This window comes from Rhizobium sp. CAU 1783 (genome assembly GCF_054551725.1).
Genome location: NZ_JBTOLM010000006.1, coordinates 12,552 through 29,338, shown reverse-complemented (window position 1 = coordinate 29,338; position 16,787 = coordinate 12,552). Strand labels below are relative to the sequence as shown.

The window sequence follows — 16,787 nt, the reverse complement described above, 5'->3', positions numbered from 1 at the left end:
TGCTGTTCGCCGGCCGCTCAGTCGTCGCTCGAACGGGTACTGATGATGAACTTGCGCTTTTCCAGCTCCTTGAAATAGGAGGGCACGTCGAAATACTCTTCCGGCGCCCAGACGCCCGGCTTCATGGCGTTGGCAAGGATCAGCTGGGCGGCAATCGAACCGTTCATCGAAGTGCAGGCGTCGACATAGGGCGCATACATCGCGTCCGGTTTTACGACGACCTCGACGGTGACCGTCCGGGCAACGCCGTTCTTGCGGCCCTTGCCGACGGCGAAATGGATCTCGTGGCTGTCCTGCGACGGGATCTTGTCTGCATTCTTCTTGATGTTGCGTTCAATCACCTTGTTCAGCACGTCGAGCGGACGAACCTTGACGCCACCAACCTCAACGGGTTCGTTGAAGTCGCCGAAGCCCGCCTTGACCAGGCCGACCCAGGCCTCATGCTCGCGATGCGGCAGGTGCAGCTTCCAGGAAAACTCCTTGATGCCCTTTTCCTTGATGCCGTCTGCGAGCGGCACGGTGAGCTGTTCGGAATGAGGCGAATGCATGAACTCGCAGCGTCCCCAGGGTTCGGGTAGGTCGAGGAATTCGCGCCCGCTCATCGGCGGGCAGGTCACATGCTTGCCGTCGTAGAACTGCGTACTCTCATGGGCATACTCCGCAAGCACCGTCGAGACGCTGTAAGGGGGAACCAGCACCGGGTTCTCGTCGCCGACCAGTTCGGCGGCCCAGTAGAGATTGATCTTGTTGATCTCGTCCAGTTGATCGGCCACCGCACGGCAGATCACGTTCGACATGCCGGGATCGGCGCCGACACCGATGACCGCGGTGACGCCGGCAGCCTTGAAGCGCTCATGCTCGGCCAGCTGCTTGACGGTAAAGGTGCCAAGGCCGCCGAGGTCGATATAGGCGACCTTGGCGGCAAGCGCCGCTTCAAAGATCGTCATCTGGAAACCGAGCAGGGTCGGCACGCAATTGATGCAGATGTTCGCGCCGGCGATCGCCGCATTAAGGGCGGCAGGATCGGTGACGTTGAGGTCGACGAGCTCGATGCGCGGATCGGCGAGTTCCGCCGCCAGCGCTTCGATCTTGTCGCGAGCCGCATCGCAGACGCGGATCGTCTTGATATCGACGATGGTGCGCTCGGAGACGAGATCGCGGACGATGCCAGCGCCCATGAAACCGGCGCCGCCTAGGAGGGTGATGATCATTGTGAAAGTCCTTTCATGAAATGTGCGGCCGTCTCGGCTGCGAAACGTTCAGGCGTGCTTGCGGCCGCCCGTCTCGTAGAACCAGTCGTCCGGATAGGGGTACCACCACTCCTGCCGCACCGGCTTGTGGTCGATGATGACCATTTTGGAGCGGCGGAAGGTGTCGAGTCCGAGCCTCGACAGTTCGCGGCCGATGCCGGATTTCTTCCAGCCGCCGAAGGGCAGGGCGTCATTGTCGATCAATGGGTTGTTGACCCAGACCATGCCGGCCTCCAGGCGATCGGCGGCGTCCATTGCTTCTTCAAGCGAGGTGGTGAAGACCGAGGCGCCGAGGCCGAACTCGCTGTCGTTCGCCTTCTCAAGCGCCTGATCGAAATCCGTGACACGCATTACGGCCGCGACCGGGCCAAAACACTCCTCGCGCATGATCGCCATGTCGGGCGTGCAGCCGGTGAGGATGGTCGGTTCGTAGAACCAGCCGACAGGTTCGGACGGTGGAATGCGTCCGCCGATCTCGACCTTGGCGCCCTTGGCGACGGCGTCATCGACCAGCCGGATCACCTTGGCGCGGGCCGCCTCGGAGACCAGCGGGCCGATCTCCGCCTTGGTCAGGCCATTGCCGATGCGCAGGCGCTTCGTCTCCGCGACGAATCTCGCGATGAAGTCGTCATGCACCGCGTCGACGACGAAGAAGCGCTCGGCCGAGGTGCAGACCTGGCCGGACATGTGGAAGGCGGCGGTGACGGCACCGGCGGCCGCTACGTCGAGCGGCGCATGGGCGGTAATGATCATCGGGTCGGAGCCGCCGGCTTCGATCACGGCCGGCTTCATCTGGCCGGCGGCGGCGATCGCAACGGCGCGACCCGCCGCGACCGAACCGGTGAAGGCGACGGCATGCGTCTTCGGCGAAGCGATCAGCGCCTCGGCGAGCGTGACTCCACCGGGCAGGCAGGCGATCAGGCCTTCGGGCAGGTCGGCGAAGATCTGCATGAACTCGAGCGTCGACAGCGTCGTGGCCGGCGCCGGCTTGATGATGCAGCCGTTGCCCGAGGCGAGCGAGGCCGCGACCGTCCAGCACATCAGAAGGATGGGGAAGTTGAATGGCATGATGTGGACGGACAAGCCCAGCGGCTCGTAGCGGGAAAACTGGAAGGATCCGGTCTGCGTCGTTCCGGCGACCTTGCCCGCCTCGTCGCGTGCCATCTCGGCAAAATAGCGGAACGCGCCGGCGCAATTCGCCACCTCGCCGATCGCCTCTGGATAGGGTTTGCCCATCTCCCGCGACATGATTTCGGCGCAGGCCCGCATGTCGGTCGCCTCAATGCGGTTGGCGATCCTGTGCAGGATGGTCGCGCGGGTCTTGGCGTCGAGGACCTTCCATTTGCGCTGGGCGGCCGTCGCGGCGTCGAGGACTGCCTCCATCTCGGCCGGTGTCACGTCACAGATGACGCCAACCTTTTCCAGTCGCGCGGGATCGATGACATCGCTCGTGCGGCCGAGGCTGTTCTTGTAGGTGCCGTCGGCAAAGTAGGTCGGTGCGGAAATGTCGTAGCTGTTCATGTCGGCCTGCCTGTTTCGCAAGGGATCGGTGATTGCGGCGCGCTCGGTGCGTGGCTGCGCCAGAGGGGAAGCGTCTCGTCCATCATGGCCCGGATCGGATTGAGTTGCGCCTGTTTCAGGGCTCGGTCGAGCAGTCGCGCCACGCGCGGCAGGTGCACGAGGTAGCCATGCTTGCCGTCGCGTTTCGACAGCCTCTCGAAATTGCCGAGAATCTTGGTGTGGCGATGGGCGGCAAGCAGCCAGTATTCGGCGATGAAACGCTGGCGATCGAGGCTGGGGCGCCCGGCCAGGTAACGCTTGACAAGCCGCTCCTCGAGCGCCGGGTCGATATCCCGGCGGGCATCCTGCGTCAGGGACACGAGATCGTAAGCCGCGGACCCGATCAGCGCGTCCTGGAAATCGAGCAGCCCGCAGGCGGCAACGCCATCGCGGCCCTCGATCACCATCAGGTTGTCGACATGGTAGTCGCGCAGAACGAGAGCGTCACGGCAGTCGGTCACACCCGCGAGCGCGGTCTTCCAGAGGTCGAGGAAACGGGTCTTGAAGCCGTCGACATCAACATCCGGCGCGCATTGCGGCACGAACCAGTCGGTAAACATGGATAGCTCTTCGAACAGCGGACCATGGTCATAGGAAGGCACATCGACCTCGGTCGCGCCCGGCGCTTCGTGCAGATGCACCAGCGCGTCGACGGCCAGTCCGTAGAGGCCTTCTTCCGAATGCCCCGCAGCAAGAAGTCGTGTGAATGTGCCCTGTCCGAAATCCTCGATCAGCGCCAGCCCTCGTTCGAAGTCGACAGAGAAGACCGTCGGAGCCGAGAGCCCGAGCGCCTTGAGGTGACGGCTGATCCGGACGAAGGCTTCGAAGTCGGGCGCGCCCGGCTCGACTTCCATCAGCAGCTTAGGGGCGACTTCGAGCCGGTAGTAGCGGCGCGGCGAGGCATCCGCCGGCAGCGCCCGGGCTTCCGGCTTGGCTTCAAAATGCGCGGCAATGAACTCCCGGCGTGCGTCCGGCAGCGTTTGGCTTTGCAGCATGGCGGTTCTCTGGTTTGAATGGGCCGACGCGGCTCGTCGGCCGGTCATCATCAGCGGATCATGTAGACTTTCTTGATCGTCTCATGGACGGTACAGACACCCTTCCAGTCCTTGGGGAAGAAGGCTGCGGTGTCGGGAGTGATCTCGATCACCTCGCCGGACTCGTGGACGTAGGTGCTGCGGCCCTCAAGGAAGTGGCAGAATTCGTCGCGGGTCACGTGGCATTCCCATTTGCCCGGCGTGCAGACCCAGAGCCCGCATTCGCTTTCGCCGTTCGGGCCCTTGTGGATCAGGCGGCCGGAAACGTGGCTCTCGCCATCGATCATCGTCGGGATAATGCCCCAGTCGACGAGGTCGGTCTGTTCGAGCGGTTTGTACATCAAAGGTGCGCTGGTCATTTTTCAGTTCCTGAAGTCAGCGGCTCATGAAAGCCTTGGACAGTGTTTCGGTGATGATCGACGTGCCGGTCCAGCCGGCGGGAAAGAAGACGATCGAACCCTTGGCGACGGCGATTTCCTCGCCGCTTTCGTGGATGTAGAGGCCGCGCCCGCCGAGAAAGACGCAGAACTCGTCGCTGGCGATCGTCACCTTGCGGGTACCCGGTGTGCACGACCAGATGCCGCATTCGCTCGATCCGTCGACATTGGCGCTAAGGATCTTGCCGCTCATGCGCGGAGTGCCGGCAGTCGCGGTCGGGCTCAAGCCCCAGTCGTCGAGCGGTACGTCGTCCGCGTTGGTCCATGTCGGTGCGGTCATCGGGGAAGCGCCTCAAACCAGCATGTAGATGTTGCGCATCGTCTCGTGGACCGTGCATTCCCCGGTCCAGCCGGCCTTGAACATCACGGCCGTACCGGCCGACACCTCGACAACTTCGCCATCGTCGGAGCGATAGGTCGCAGAGCCTGCGACGAAGTGGCAGAACTCGTCGCGCGGGATCGACAGCCGCCAGCGGCCGGGCGTGCACACCCAGATGCCGGTTTCCGGCTGGTTGTTCGGCCCCTTGAACAGCAGGCGGCCGGTCGATTTCGAAACGCCTTCGAGGGCATCCGACTGCACGCCCCAGTCGACTAGGTCGTCAAAGGTGGTGGCGCCGTGGATATGCGGCGCCGAGGAGTTGAGCGTATCAGCCACTGTATTTCCCCGTCTTGACGAGTTGGTCCAGGATGCCGGCAGCCTTCTGCGGGCCGTTCTGCCCCTGCATGTGCTTTGCGGCGGCGGCGAGCTTGGTCTTCATCGTCGGGTCGTTGATCATGTGGTCGAGCTTGGCGGCGAGTTCCTCGTCGGTCCAGTCGTACCGCGGCATCTTGAAGCCGTGACCGGTCTCATCCACGCGGGTCGCGTTGTCATGGCCGTCCCAGACATAGGGCATGATGATCGCCGGCTTGCCGAAGTAGAGGCACTCGGTGAAGGAGTTGTTGCCGCCGTGATGGATGACCGCGTCGACCAGCGGGATGACCGAAGGCTGCGGGAACCAGCTGTCGACTATGACGTTGTCGGGAAGGTTCTCGTATTGGTCCTTGTAGTCGCCGACATTGACCAGCGCGCGATAGGGCAGCTTGCCGACGGTGGCGATGATCCGCTTCAGGAGATGGGTGTCGCCGGCGCCGAGAGAGCCGAAACTGACATAAAGCAACGGCTTGTCGTTGTTGGCCTTGAAGACCGGGACCTCGTAGGGCTTCTCCGAGCGCACGCAGCCTTCGAGATACTGGAACTGACTTGGGCTCAGCGGATGTTCGCGTTCGAACTTCACCGGCTCGGGATAGAGCAGCAGGTTCATGAATGGCGAAGCCTCGAAGAACTGGCCGATCGGGTAGGCATCTTCGCCGGTCGATTTCAGGAATTCGTTGAAATCGTCATGGATCGGCTTGATGACTTCGTTGAAATGATCGCGATAGGCGGCGTGGCAGGCATAGTCCTTGGCGCCACAGCCCGAGAGATGCGGCGGGATCTTGGGGTCCTCGATCTCGTTTTCCGAGCAGGAGATGATGCGCACCCACGGCTTGCCGAACTGCTTGATCGCTGGAAACAGGATGACATTGTCGACGCAGATGAGGTCCGGCTTGATCTTTGCCAGCACACCCGGCAGGTCTTTTTCTGCCCATTTGGAGCTGTCCACGATCGCGGTCCAGCAATCCTTCACGTAATTGTCGATCTGTTCGTAGGGGCTCTTGCGGAAGTTCGGGATGTGGCCGTTGATGAAGTCCTCCCAGAACTTCGCCATCTGTTCCGGCGGCATGGGTTCGGACAGGTTCACCGGATGGGCCTCGAAGCCGTAGCCCTGATAGACGGACACGAAGCCTGGATCGGACAGGAAGACGGCCTTGTGGCCGAGCGCCTCGACGGCCTGCGCGATGCCGACGGAGTTAAGCGCCGGTCCGAAGGCCGCTTCGGGAAAGAATGCAATCGTCTTTTGCGACATGGGGTTCCCCTCGTTTCTTAGTTCTTGAATAGCCGGGTGCGATCGGGATCGATCGTGATGTGGATCGGGTCGCCGACGCTGTGGGGCACGGCGGCCTTGGCCGGGACCCGGACCTGCAGCGGCGTCTGGCTGGCCGCGATCCTGACGTGGAGCACGCGGTCGAGGCCGTGATAGGCCATGTCGACGATCTTGCCCTCAGAGCTGTCACCGCCGGCCGTCACCGTGATGTTCTCGGGCCTGATGGCGAGCGTGGCCGCCCCTCGGATCTCGGTGGAAAGCTTGACGCTGATGCCATCGGCCGCGAAGCTTCCGTCCGGGCCGACTGTGCCGTCGATGAAGTTCATCACGCCGATGAAGTTGGCGACGAAACGATCCGACGGCGTCTCGTAGACCTCTGCCGGCGAACCGCACTGCAACAGCCTGCCGTCCTTCAGGATCGCCATCCGGTCCGCCATGACCAGGGCCTCCTCCTGGTCGTGGGTGACGATGATGAAGGTGATGCCGACTTCGTGCTGAAGACGCTTCAGTTCGAGTTGCATGCGCTCGCGCAGCTTCTTGTCGAGCGCGCCAAGCGGTTCGTCGAGGAGAAGCACCTTCGGTCGCTTCACCAGCGCACGGGCAAGCGCCACGCGCTGCTTCTGCCCGCCCGAAAGCTGGTCAGGCTTGCGATCGGCATACTGGCCGAGATCGGTGACGCCCATGATTTCCTCGACCCGCCGGGCGATTTCCGTCTTCGGCAGCCTGTCCATCTCCAGGCCGTAGGCGAGGTTCTTGGCCACCGTCATGTGCGGAAAGAGGGCATAGGACTGGAACATCAGGTTCAGTGGACGCTTCTCGGGCGGCAGCGGTGCGATGTCCGTTCCTTCGAGCAGGATGCGCCCTCCGCTCGGAGCCTCGAAGCCGGCCAGCATTCTCAGAAGCGTGGTCTTGCCGCAGCCGGATGGGCCGAGCAGGGCGAAGAACTCGTTCTTCCGGATGTCGAGGGACACACCATCGACGGCCGTGACAGGGCCGAAGGTCTTGCGCAGACCGTCGATCTTCAGGATCGTTTCTTGTGTGGTCGAAGTGTCGGTCATTGCATCTGTTCTTTGTTGAGCCATTGGGAGACGAGTAGTGCCAGCGCGCTGACTCCCATGACGATCGTGGCAAGGGCGTTGATTTCCGGCGTGATGCCGAAACGGATCATCGAATAGATCTGGATCGGCAGCGTGATCGAGGAACGGCCCGCGCCGGCCGTGAAGAAGGCGATGATGAATTCATCGACCGAGAGCGTGAAGGCGAGCAGGCCACCGGCGACGATCGCCGGCAGCAGGACCGGGAAGGTGACGCGCCAGAAGGTCGTCCAGCCGGAGGCGCCAAGATCACGCGACGCCTCGACGATCGAATAATCGAAATGCTTCAGTCGCGCCCGGACCACGGAGCTGACAAAGGCGAGGTCGAAGATCACGTGGCTGATGATGATCGTGTGCAGGCCGAGCGTGACGTTGAGCAGCGAGAAGAAGGTGAGGAGCGCCACCGCGAGAACGATGTCGGGAATGACCATCGGTGCGAAGGCGAGTGCCTCGAGCCCGGTGCTCTTGCGGCGACGCGTCTCCATGCCCAGCGCCAGCAGCGTGCCGAGCGCGGTCGAGATCAGCGTGGCGAAGACGGCGACCACCAGCGTGTTCCAGGCTGCGCCGAGGATTTCATGATTGCCGGCGAGCGCCGCATACCATCTGAGCGAAAAACCGGACCAGCTGGTAGGCAGGCCGGCCTCGTTGAACGACAGGCCGACGAGCACCGCGATCGGCAGGTAGAGGAAACCGAAAACGCTGGCGAGGACGAGTCGGCCCGGCAGCCGCGAGGAATGGGCCGTTCTCATGTTTCTGCCCTCCCGCGTTCGCCGCCGGCACGCGCGGTTGCACGGCCCTGCAGCATCAGGAGGACGATCATGACGAGGATCAGAACCAGGCCGAGTGCTGCGCCGAATGGCCAGTCGTTGGCGGTCAGGAACTGGTCGTAGACGACATTGCCGATCATCTGGAAGCGACCGCCGCCGAGCAGGGCGGGCGTCACGAAATTGCCGATCGACAGCACGAAGACGAACACGCCGCCTGCGGCCACACCTGGCATGGTAAGAGGAAGGGTCACGCGCCAGAAGGTGCGTATCGGGCCGCCGCCAAGATCGCGCGATGCTTCCATCAGTTCAGGATTGAGTCGCGACAGCGTCGAATAGATCGCCAGGATGACAAAGGGCAGGTAATTGTAGACGAGGCCGATGATCACCGCTCCCTCGGTGTAGAGCAGCGACAGTGGTTCGCCTTTGTAGCCGAACCAGTTTAGCAGGTTGTTGATCAGGCCCTCGCGGTTCAAGAGCACCATCCAGGCATAGGTGCGGATCAGATAGTTCGACCAGAAGGGCAGCACTGCGAAAAACAGCAGCATGGGCTGGCTGAGCCGCGGTGCGCGGCTGATCGCATAGGCCGCCGGATAGGCGATCAGCACCGCGAGAAGCGTGGCCGTGCCGGCGATCCGGGCGGATGTGAGGAAGATCTTGGCATAGAGCGGATCGGCGACGCGCGCGAAGTTCTCGAGCGTGAAGGTGTATTCGATACCGCCCCATATCCCGCGCTGGAAAAAGGCGTAGGAGAGGATCAATAGGCAAGGTGCCACCATGAACGCCACGAGCCAGGCGACAGCCGGCGCGGCCAGCAGGTTCGATCGGGTGGATTGATAGGACATGCACAGGTTCCAGGCGATGGGTTTGCCTTGGCCGCCGAAAACGAGACTTGGCAGCCAAAGAGGTGCCGATGAGGGAGACCGACATCTCCCCCATCGTCTTGCAGTGTGCGGGTCTCTTCGACTGCAGCCTTAGTTGGCGGCCTTGATCTCGCTGACGGCGCGAGAATAGTCCTTCTGTGCGGCGCCGAGATCGCGCAGCAGTTCGTACTTGGTCAGTTCGGCCGGCGTCATCGCCATGTTGGGGTATTGCTCGAGCAGGGCCTTGTCGAGGCTCTCCATGGCGGCCCTGTTGGGCACCTTGTAGAGGATGTTCTCGGCTGCCCAGGCATGGTTGGAGGCGTCGAGGATGAAGTTGATGAACTTCATCGCCGCATCCTTTTTCTCCGAATTCTTCATGACGACGATGGTGTCGACCCAGAGATCCGAGCCTTCCTTCGGCACGACGAACTTGATGTCCTTGTTCTCGGTGATGCCGTAGTTGCACCAGCCGTCCCACGCATGCACCAGCGAGGCTTCGCCGGATACCAGCTTGGAGTAGAAGGTAGTGTCGTCATAGGCGAGAAGTGTCTTCTTCGCCTCGATGAGGAGATCCTTGACCTCGGTAATCTTGGCCGGATCCGCTTCGTTGACCGAATAGCCCTTTGCCAGTTCACCCGCAGCCATCAGCCAGCGGTCGGTTGCCAGCATCGTGGTCTTGCCCTTGATATCGTCGGACGGCTTGAGCAGGTTCATCCAGCTGTCCGGCGCGGTCTTCACCAGGTCGGAGCGATAGCAAAGGCCCGTCGTGCCCCAGGTGTAGGGCACGGAATAGGTGTTGCCCGGGTCGTAGGCGAGGTTCGCCGCTTCGGGGTAGAGATTGGCGAGGTTGGGAATGGCGGCGCCGTCGAGCGGCTCAACGAGGCCCTGATGGTTCAGGATCTCGGCGAAGGGAGAGGAGACGAAGACGACGTCATAGCCCTTGCCCTGGCTCGCCATCAGCTTTCCCATGATTTCCTCGTTGGTGGCGTGGTTGACCACCTCGATCTCCAGGCCGGTCGCGGCCTTGAAAGTTTCGGCGATATCCTTCGCCATGTAGCCATCCCAGTTCGAGATGACGAGATCGGCAGCATTGGCCGCACCGGCGGTGCCGGCAAGCATGGTCGCTGCGAGCAGTTTCACGGCAAAGGCATTGGTCTTGAAGTATCCGCTCTTGGTTCGCACGGATCTCTCCCCTTTTTGATGATTGTTCCAACCTCATTCGGCGAAGCGTCGGTGGTCCGATCTCGTGTCGCCGTTGGTCGCCAGTATTATTTATAAAAAAAATACGTCAATAGGGATTTTACATTTTCTGAACTGGTGCCAAAATCGCACTCGAAAGACTTGCGAAACGACGCCACAAAGGCCAGCATGCGGCCTTTGTGAGGGACAGGTGAAGCATGGTGACAGAGCCGGGACGCATTCATCACCGCCATGTGGAATTGGCGCAAAGAATACTGGATTTCGCCAGCGAGCGCGGCATGTCGCCGGGCGAGCGACTCGCCGAGCAGGCGCTCGCTTCGCACTGCAATGTGTCGAGAACGCCGGTGCGAAAGGCGCTTCAGGTGCTGGCCGAGCGCGAATTGGTGACCGCGGATACCGAAGGCGGTTTTCTGCTCGCGGTCGATCCTGTCGCCCTGCCGCGGCTCGACGATGTCGGCGAGAATGACGGGGAAACGGAAATCTACGGTGCGATCCTGCGGGATCTTTCCGCCGGGCGGATCGCCGAAGCACAAACGGTCGCAGGTCTCCAGCGGCGTTATGACGTATCGCGCCAGACGGTACAAAACGCGCTACAAAAACTCTCCGAGGACAATCTCGCCGAGCGCGGCGCAGGCCAGCAATGGCTGCTCAAGCAGTTCGCGCTGGGCGCCGACGCGGTCGCCAAGTCCTACGAATACCGGCTTGCAACCGAACCCCTGGCGCTCACCTTGCCTGAATTCCGCCGCGACCTGCCGGCGCTGACGTCTCTTCGCCAATCCATGCTGATCCTCAGGAGCATGAGCGAGGGCGATTTCGACCGCAAACTGTTCGAGCGGACAGATTTCGACTTTCACATGCTGGTCGCGCGCGGCTGCGGAAATCCCTTCATGGCCGAGGCGCTCGCCAACCACCATCGCAGGCGCCGTGCTACGGCTGCTGCCGGTCACGTGAACACTTACCGGCTGATGCAGTCCAACCTCGAGCATATCCAGATTCTCGAGCAGATCGAGCGCGGCCAGATGGAGCTTGCCGCCGATCTGATGCGTGTGCATATACAGCTTTCGCAATCGCTCCGGCCTCGTCTGGCCGGCCGCGGCGTTCCTCCCGCCTTCAAGCTCGTTTCGCGATAAGTCAGCAAATACAATTCCATGGCACCTTCGAAGACCATCGCCCTGTTCCCTGAAGCCAGCTACGGCGCCGCACTCAACTGTGTCGGCATCGCGCAGGAACTGCGCCGGCTCGGTGCCCGCCCGGTCTTCATCTGTCATCCGGGGTTCAGCGGCGTGTTCGCCGAATACGGCTTTGCCGAGTACCAGCTCGGGGAGAGTGGCCCGGCCCAGACGACGGACTGGAACGATTTCATCAGCCGGCATCAGGATGCCTTCCGTCAGTCGCCTTTCGAACAGCTGACCACCTATGTCGGCCCGACCTGGGACGCCATCGTCGAGACGGCGATCGGTGTCGAGGAGCCTTTGCGCCAGCTACTTGCCCGTTTGAAGCCTGATGCGATCGTGCTCGACAACGTGGTGATGTTCCCGGCGATCGCGACGGCCGGCGTCCCTTGGATCCGCGTCGTATCCTGCGCCGAGACGGAAATCCCGGACCCGCTCGTTCCGCCTTATCTCTCGGGTCTTGGCGGGACGCCCGATTCGGAGTGGAAGGCCTTTTCCGCGACCTATGAGAAGATCACTGCGGCGTCGCACAAACGCTTTTCGACTTTTCTCGCCGAATGCGGATTGAAGCCGCCGCCCGCACCGCTTTTCCTCGACGCTTCGCCGGATCTCAATCTGCTGCTCGCTCCGGAGATCATCCGTCATCCTCGCGCGGTGCCGCTCGATCCTGAACGTTTCGTCTTCCTCGATGGCTGCGTCCGGCACGAGACGCCCTACCAGGCGCCGCGTTTTGCCAGCCACAACGACGCCGAACTGGTGCTGACCAGCTTCGGATCGCTTGGCGCCATGGATGTCGACATGCTGCGACGGATGATCGACGTTTTCGCCAGCCTGCCTTACCGCTTTCTCGTCAACGCGGGCCACTGGCGGGACGAATACATCCAGGTGCCGGACAACGTGTTCATCGACAGCTGGTTTCCCCAGCCGTCGGTCGTCGAGCAGTCGAGCCTCTTCATCCATCACGGCGGCAACAACAGCTTCTGCGAGGCGCTGTATTTCGGCGTGCCGTCGCTGGTCCTGCCCTATTGCTGGGATGGTCACGACAATGCGCGCCGCGCCGAGGAGGCCGGCGTCGGCAAACGGCTCGACCGGTATGACTGGGCGCCCGACGAGCTCTCCGACGTCATTCGGAGCCTGCTGTCCGACCGGGCGATGCAGGCGCGTCTCAAGGACAATGCCCGCAAGATGCAGGCCTTCTCCGGGGCAACACGCGCCGCCGAAGCGATCCTGAAGGTGACCGGCTGAGCGGGTGCCCGACCCTGCCGCGGATGCCGAAAACAAAAGCCAAGAAGGGGAAATCATGAAGCAGAAGCTTTTCATCGATGGTCAATGGGTGTCGCCTGTCAGGGGAGGCACGTTCCCGGTCGTCAATCCGGCAACGGAAGAGGTCATCCACCACGCACCCGCCGGAACGGCCGAGGACATCGACCTGGCAGTCCTAGCCGCAAGGCGCGCCTTCGACACCGGCCCGTGGCCGAAACTCAGCGGGAGCGAGCGGGCGAAATATCTGCGTGCGATTGCCGCAAGGCTCAACGAACGCAAGCATGAGCTTGGGCGCCTGGAAGTGATCGACAACGGCAAGCCCTTGCCCGAGGCCGTCTGGGACATCGAGGACACCGCCGGCTGCTTCTCCTACTATGCCGATCTCGCGGAGGAACTGGAGCGCAACCCGGAGGAAGTCATCGCACTGGCCGAGCCGCGTTTCTCGTCCAAGGTGGTGCGTGAGCCGATCGGCGTCGCCGGTGCGATCATTCCGTGGAACTATCCGCTGCTGATGGCCTCCTGGAAGGTCGCGCCGGCACTGGCCGCCGGCTGCACCATGGTGCTGAAGCCATCCGAACTCACGCCGTTGACGGCGCTGGAACTTGCCGGCATTGCCGAAGAAGTCGGCCTGCCGGCCGGCGTCCTCAATGTCGTCACCGGTTTTGGCCTCGATGCCGGCCAGCCGCTGTCCGAGCATCCGGGTGTCGACAAACTCGCCTTTACCGGGTCGGTTCCGACCGGTGCCAGGATCATGGCGGCGGCGGCCCGCGACATCAAGAATGTCAGCCTCGAACTCGGCGGCAAGTCGCCCTTCATCGTCTTTGCCGACAGCGATATCGAAAAGGCGGTCGAATGGATCATGTTCGGCATTTTCTGGAACCAGGGGCAGGTCTGCTCGGCCACTTCCCGCGTGCTGGTCGAGGAGAGCCTCTATCCGGTGCTGATGGAGCGGCTGGTTGCCGAGACCGCAAAGATCAGGATCGGCGACGGTCTGGGTGACGGAACGCTGCTCGGTCCGCTGGTTTCCAAAGGCCAGTATGAAAAGGTTCTTGGCATGATCGAGCGCGGCCGCACCGAAGGCGCCAAGGTCGCTTTTGGCGGTAAGCGCCCGGCCGGCCTCGACACCGGCTATTTCCTCGAGCCGACCATCCTCACCGACATGAACGAAGACAACTTCGTCTGGCGTGAAGAGATTTTCGGCCCTGTGGTCTGTGTCAAGACGTTCAGGGAGGAGGCCGACGCGATCCGCATGGCCAATGACAGCAGGTTCGGCTTGGCCGCCGCCGTCATGTCGAAGGACAAGGCGCGCTGCGAGCGCGTCGCCCGGGCCTTCCGTGCCGGAATCGTCTGGATCAACTGCTCGCAACCGACGTTCACCGAGGCACCCTGGGGTGGCTACAAGCAGTCGGGGATCGGCCGCGAACTCGGCCGCTGGGGGCTTTCGAACTATCTCGAGACGAAGCAGATCACCTCGTTCAACAGCGAGGAGCCGTGGGGCTGGTATATCAAGTAGCGCCACCTCTGTACGAACGGGCCCAAGGAAAAGGGCGCCCGACTGGCTGGTCGGGCGCCCTTTCGATTGGCTGTAGGCGGAAAGCTGATCAGCTGCGCGGCTTCAGGTTTTCCGGGTCGTAGAGCGGCTTGTAGCCGACGCCGGCGACCTCGACCGGATAGGTCTCGGCAAAATACTCGACATTCAGCTTGCGGCCGACCTGGCAAAATTCCCAGGGCAGATAGGCGAGCGCGATGTTCTTGCCGATGGTCGGACCGTAGGCGATCGACGTCGTGTAGGAAAGACGGCCGAGCGAATCGACGAGCTGCTTGCCGGTTTCCGGATCGAGAACCGGGAGCGATCCGACCGGATAGCGCTTCACGCCCTTCGCATCCGTGTTTTCCGTCATGACGAGGGTGCACAGCATGGCCGGCTGGTGTTCGCGGGCCTTGTACTCGAGGTGCTTGGCCTTGCCGCGGAAATCGGCGTCCTTGACCTTCGGACGGGCGAGATCCGCCTCGATCAGGTTATACTGGGTGAGCAGGTCGGCGTTCTGCAGGCGAAGGCTCTTTTCCATGCGGCGCGAGTTCGCATAGGTCTCGACGCCGAAGGCCATGACGCCGGTGGCACGAAGCGCATCCCAGACGGCCAGGCCGTCCTCGTACTTCATGTGCAGTTCCCAGCCCTGTTCGCCGACATAGGAGATGCGGAAGGCCGTGACCGGCTTGCTGGCGATCTCGATCTGCTTGATCGCCGCAAAGGCGAAGTTTTCCTGATCGAGGCCCGCAGGATCGGCGACAGCCTTCTTCAGCGTGTCGCGGGCGTTCGGACCCCAGATGCCGATGGTGATGTACTTCTCCGAGACGTCGGTGATCGTGACGTCGAGGCCGCGGTCCTCGGCCACACGCTTCATGTAATGGAAGTCGCGCGGACCGGCGTCGGCACCGTTCACGAGGCGGCAGCGGTCGGCCATGCGGAAGACCGTGAAGTCGGCCCGCACCATGCCTTCGTCGTCGAGGAAGTGGGTGTAGATGCCCTTGCCGATGTTCGCGTCGCCACCGATCTTCGCGGCGCAGAGCCATTCGAGCAGTTCGACGTGGTCGGGACCTTCGATGTCGACCATGTGGAAGTGGGAAAGGTTGACGATGCCGCAATCTTCGCTCATCGCCAGATGCTCGGCATTCGAAACGCGCCAGAAGTGGCGGCTGTCCCACTCGTTTTCACGGACCGGAACGCGATCGCCGTACTTTTCCAGAAGATGCTCGTTGGCCTTGTAGCCATGGGCACGTTCCCAGCCGCCGAGTTCCATGAAATAGCCGCCGAGCTCGACTTCGCGCTCGTAGAACGGCGAACGCTTGATGTTGCGGCCGGTCGCATAAGGCTCGCGGGTGTGCACGGCCGGGAAGTAGATCTTCTGCGCGGCCTCGTAGGTGCGGCCGTGGATGAAGTCTTCCGTCAGCTGGTGCGGGTAGAAGCGGGCATAGTCGATCGAGTTGTGGTCGATTTCGGTGCGGCCGTCGGTCATCCAGTCGGCGATCAGCTTGCCGTAGCCGGGACCGTCCTTGACCCAGATGGCGACGCAATACCACAGGCCACGGACCTTCTGGCTTTCGCCGCAGGACGGGCCGCCGGCGGCGGAAACCTGCAGCAGGCCGTTGAAGGAGTGGCTCTCATTGTAGCCGAGCTCGCCGAGGATCGGCGTCAGTTCGATGGCGCGCTCGAGTGGTTCGAGGATCTGCTCCATTTCCAGGTCGCGCTGCGACGGCGAGAGACGAGCCTCGTTCTTTTCGAGAATGTCACGCGGATGGCAGAGGCGCGGATTGTCGGTTTCGTAATAGCCCCACTCGATTTGGCCACCTTCGGTGGTCTTCGGGTCGCCCGTGTCGCGCATATAGGCTGAGTTGCCCTGGTCGCGCAGCAGCGGGAAGCCGATTTCCTTGCCGGTGCCTTCGAACTCGTTGTACGGACCGAAGAAAGTAAGCGGGTGGTCGACCGGCATGACCGGCAGGTCTTCGCCGACCATTTCGGCGATCAGGCGGCCCCAGATACCGGCGCAGACGATGACGTGGTCGGCCATGATGGTGCCGCGGTGGGTGACGACACCCTTGATGCGGCCGCCCTCGACGATCAGCGCGGTGGCCGGCGTGTTGCCGAACATCGTCAGCTTGCCGCTCTTCTCGGCGGCATCGACCAATTTGCCGGCAACCGTCTGGCTCCGCGGAATGACGAGACCGGCATCCGGGTCCCAAAGGCCGCCCTGGACCATGTCTTCCTCGATCAGCGGGAACTTTTCCTTGATCTCGGTCGGCTCGATCAGGCGTGCGCGGGTGCCGAAGGCCTTGGCAGAGGTCGCCTTGCGCTTGATTTCTTCCATCCAGGCGTCGTCGCCGGTGCGTGCGACTTCAAGACCGCCGATGCGGGCATAGTGGCCCATCTTCTCGTAGAAATCGATCGAGTACTGCGTCGTCCAGACCGACAGGTAATCGTGGCTGGTCGTGTAGCAGAAGTCGGAAGCATGGGCCGTGGAGCCGATGTCGGTCGGGATGCCGGACTTGTCGATGCCGACGATATCGTCCCAGCCGCGTTCGATCAGATGGTGGGCGATGGAGGCACCGACGATGCCACCCAGCCCGATGATGACCACCTTCGCCTTGTTCGGAAATTCTGCCATAACTGCACCCTCGATTTGGAACCGGG

Annotated in this window: 15 protein-coding genes; 3 read left to right on the top strand and 12 right to left on the bottom strand. The window is 62.4% G+C overall.

Annotation, left to right across the window (positions count from 1 at the left end; all coding sequences use genetic code 11):
• Positions 1-17: 17 nt before the first annotated feature.
• The 11 genes from ACX93L_RS19930 to ACX93L_RS19880 all read right to left on the bottom strand — a co-directional run bounded on the left by ACX93L_RS19930 (position 18) and on the right by ACX93L_RS19880 (position 10,145).
• On the bottom strand, positions 18-1,211 hold the full coding sequence (locus ACX93L_RS19930) for a saccharopine dehydrogenase family protein (RefSeq protein ID WP_459406456.1): 1,194 nt from the start codon (positions 1,209-1,211) through the stop codon (positions 18-20).
• A 48-nt stretch (positions 1,212-1,259) separates the two neighbouring features.
• A complete protein-coding gene (locus ACX93L_RS19925; RefSeq protein ID WP_459406455.1) occupies positions 1,260-2,771 on the bottom strand; it encodes an aldehyde dehydrogenase family protein in 1,512 nt (503 codons plus the stop codon).
• Positions 2,768-3,805: an aminoglycoside phosphotransferase family protein gene (locus tag ACX93L_RS19920; protein ID WP_459406454.1), complete on the bottom strand. Its 1,038-nt coding sequence runs from the start codon at positions 3,803-3,805 to the stop codon at positions 2,768-2,770. Before ACX93L_RS19920 ends, ACX93L_RS19925 begins: the two co-directional genes overlap by 4 nt.
• 50 nt (positions 3,806-3,855) lie before the next feature.
• Positions 3,856-4,203: a cupin domain-containing protein gene (locus tag ACX93L_RS19915; protein ID WP_459406453.1), complete on the bottom strand. Its 348-nt coding sequence runs from the start codon at positions 4,201-4,203 to the stop codon at positions 3,856-3,858.
• A 16-nt stretch (positions 4,204-4,219) separates the two neighbouring features.
• Entirely contained in the window at positions 4,220-4,561 is a 342-nt protein-coding gene (locus ACX93L_RS19910) for a cupin domain-containing protein (protein WP_459406452.1), read from the bottom strand.
• A gap of 12 nt (positions 4,562-4,573) precedes the next feature.
• On the bottom strand, positions 4,574-4,936 hold the full coding sequence (locus tag ACX93L_RS19905) for a cupin domain-containing protein (RefSeq protein ID WP_459406451.1): 363 nt from the start codon (positions 4,934-4,936) through the stop codon (positions 4,574-4,576).
• Positions 4,929-6,224 (bottom strand): nucleotide disphospho-sugar-binding domain-containing protein, encoded by a 1,296-nt coding sequence (locus tag ACX93L_RS19900; RefSeq protein WP_459406450.1) that lies wholly within the window; start codon positions 6,222-6,224, stop codon positions 4,929-4,931. Before ACX93L_RS19900 ends, ACX93L_RS19905 begins: the two co-directional genes overlap by 8 nt.
• Positions 6,225-6,241: 17 nt before the next feature.
• Positions 6,242-7,300, bottom strand: coding sequence for an ABC transporter ATP-binding protein (locus tag ACX93L_RS19895; RefSeq protein WP_459406449.1), 1,059 nt, complete (start codon positions 7,298-7,300; stop codon positions 6,242-6,244).
• A complete protein-coding gene (locus tag ACX93L_RS19890; protein ID WP_459406448.1) occupies positions 7,297-8,085 on the bottom strand; it encodes an ABC transporter permease in 789 nt (262 codons plus the stop codon). The genes ACX93L_RS19895 and ACX93L_RS19890 overlap by 4 nt, the downstream gene beginning before the upstream one ends.
• The gene (locus ACX93L_RS19885) at positions 8,082-8,945 is read right to left on the bottom strand and encodes an ABC transporter permease (protein ID WP_459406447.1); all 864 of its coding nucleotides are present in this window, start codon (positions 8,943-8,945) and stop codon (positions 8,082-8,084) included. The genes ACX93L_RS19890 and ACX93L_RS19885 overlap by 4 nt, the downstream gene beginning before the upstream one ends.
• A 129-nt stretch (positions 8,946-9,074) precedes the next feature.
• Positions 9,075-10,145, bottom strand: a complete 1,071-nt coding sequence (locus tag ACX93L_RS19880) for a polyamine ABC transporter substrate-binding protein (RefSeq protein ID WP_459406446.1) — start codon at positions 10,143-10,145, stop codon at positions 9,075-9,077.
• 215 nt (positions 10,146-10,360) lie between these two features.
• Between ACX93L_RS19880 and ACX93L_RS19875 the strand changes: the two genes are divergently transcribed.
• The 3 genes from ACX93L_RS19875 to ACX93L_RS19865 are packed head-to-tail and all read left to right on the top strand — an operon-like array spanning position 10,361 to position 14,111.
• The gene (locus ACX93L_RS19875) at positions 10,361-11,293 is read left to right on the top strand and encodes a GntR family transcriptional regulator (RefSeq protein ID WP_459406445.1); all 933 of its coding nucleotides are present in this window, start codon (positions 10,361-10,363) and stop codon (positions 11,291-11,293) included.
• 18 nt (positions 11,294-11,311) lie between these two features.
• On the top strand, positions 11,312-12,580 hold the full coding sequence (locus tag ACX93L_RS19870) for a glycosyltransferase (protein ID WP_459406444.1): 1,269 nt from the start codon (positions 11,312-11,314) through the stop codon (positions 12,578-12,580).
• Between the two features lie 55 nt (positions 12,581-12,635).
• On the top strand, positions 12,636-14,111 hold the full coding sequence (locus tag ACX93L_RS19865) for an aldehyde dehydrogenase family protein (RefSeq protein ID WP_459406443.1): 1,476 nt from the start codon (positions 12,636-12,638) through the stop codon (positions 14,109-14,111).
• Between the two features lie 88 nt (positions 14,112-14,199).
• Here the strand turns inward: ACX93L_RS19865 and ACX93L_RS19860 are convergent, their stop codons facing one another.
• Positions 14,200-16,761 carry a GcvT family protein gene (locus ACX93L_RS19860; RefSeq protein WP_459406442.1) on the bottom strand — a complete coding sequence of 854 codons (2,562 nt, stop codon included), beginning with the start codon at positions 16,759-16,761 and terminating at the stop codon, positions 14,200-14,202.
• Positions 16,762-16,787 lie beyond the last annotated feature (26 nt).

Excerpts from the sequence above, each read along its gene's own strand:
- ACX93L_RS19895 (WP_459406449.1), bottom strand. The coding sequence starts at position 7,300 with ATGACCGACACTTCGACCACACAAGAAACGATCCTGAAGATCGACGGT.
- ACX93L_RS19875 (WP_459406445.1), top strand. The coding sequence starts at position 10,361 with ATGGTGACAGAGCCGGGACGCATTCATCACCGCCATGTGGAATTGGCG.
- ACX93L_RS19910 (WP_459406452.1), bottom strand. The coding sequence starts at position 4,561 with ATGACCGCACCGACATGGACCAACGCGGACGACGTACCGCTCGACGAC.
- ACX93L_RS19915 (WP_459406453.1), bottom strand. The coding sequence starts at position 4,203 with ATGACCAGCGCACCTTTGATGTACAAACCGCTCGAACAGACCGACCTC.
- ACX93L_RS19860 (WP_459406442.1), bottom strand. The coding sequence starts at position 16,761 with ATGGCAGAATTTCCGAACAAGGCGAAGGTGGTCATCATCGGGCTGGGT.
- ACX93L_RS19930 (WP_459406456.1), bottom strand. The coding sequence starts at position 1,211 with ATGATCATCACCCTCCTAGGCGGCGCCGGTTTCATGGGCGCTGGCATC.
- ACX93L_RS19890 (WP_459406448.1), bottom strand. The coding sequence starts at position 8,085 with ATGAGAACGGCCCATTCCTCGCGGCTGCCGGGCCGACTCGTCCTCGCC.
- ACX93L_RS19920 (WP_459406454.1), bottom strand. The coding sequence starts at position 3,805 with ATGCTGCAAAGCCAAACGCTGCCGGACGCACGCCGGGAGTTCATTGCC.
- ACX93L_RS19885 (WP_459406447.1), bottom strand. The coding sequence starts at position 8,945 with ATGTCCTATCAATCCACCCGATCGAACCTGCTGGCCGCGCCGGCTGTC.
- ACX93L_RS19870 (WP_459406444.1), top strand. The coding sequence starts at position 11,312 with ATGGCACCTTCGAAGACCATCGCCCTGTTCCCTGAAGCCAGCTACGGC.
- ACX93L_RS19865 (WP_459406443.1), top strand. The coding sequence starts at position 12,636 with ATGAAGCAGAAGCTTTTCATCGATGGTCAATGGGTGTCGCCTGTCAGG.
- ACX93L_RS19925 (WP_459406455.1), bottom strand. The coding sequence starts at position 2,771 with ATGAACAGCTACGACATTTCCGCACCGACCTACTTTGCCGACGGCACC.
- ACX93L_RS19900 (WP_459406450.1), bottom strand. The coding sequence starts at position 6,224 with ATGTCGCAAAAGACGATTGCATTCTTTCCCGAAGCGGCCTTCGGACCG.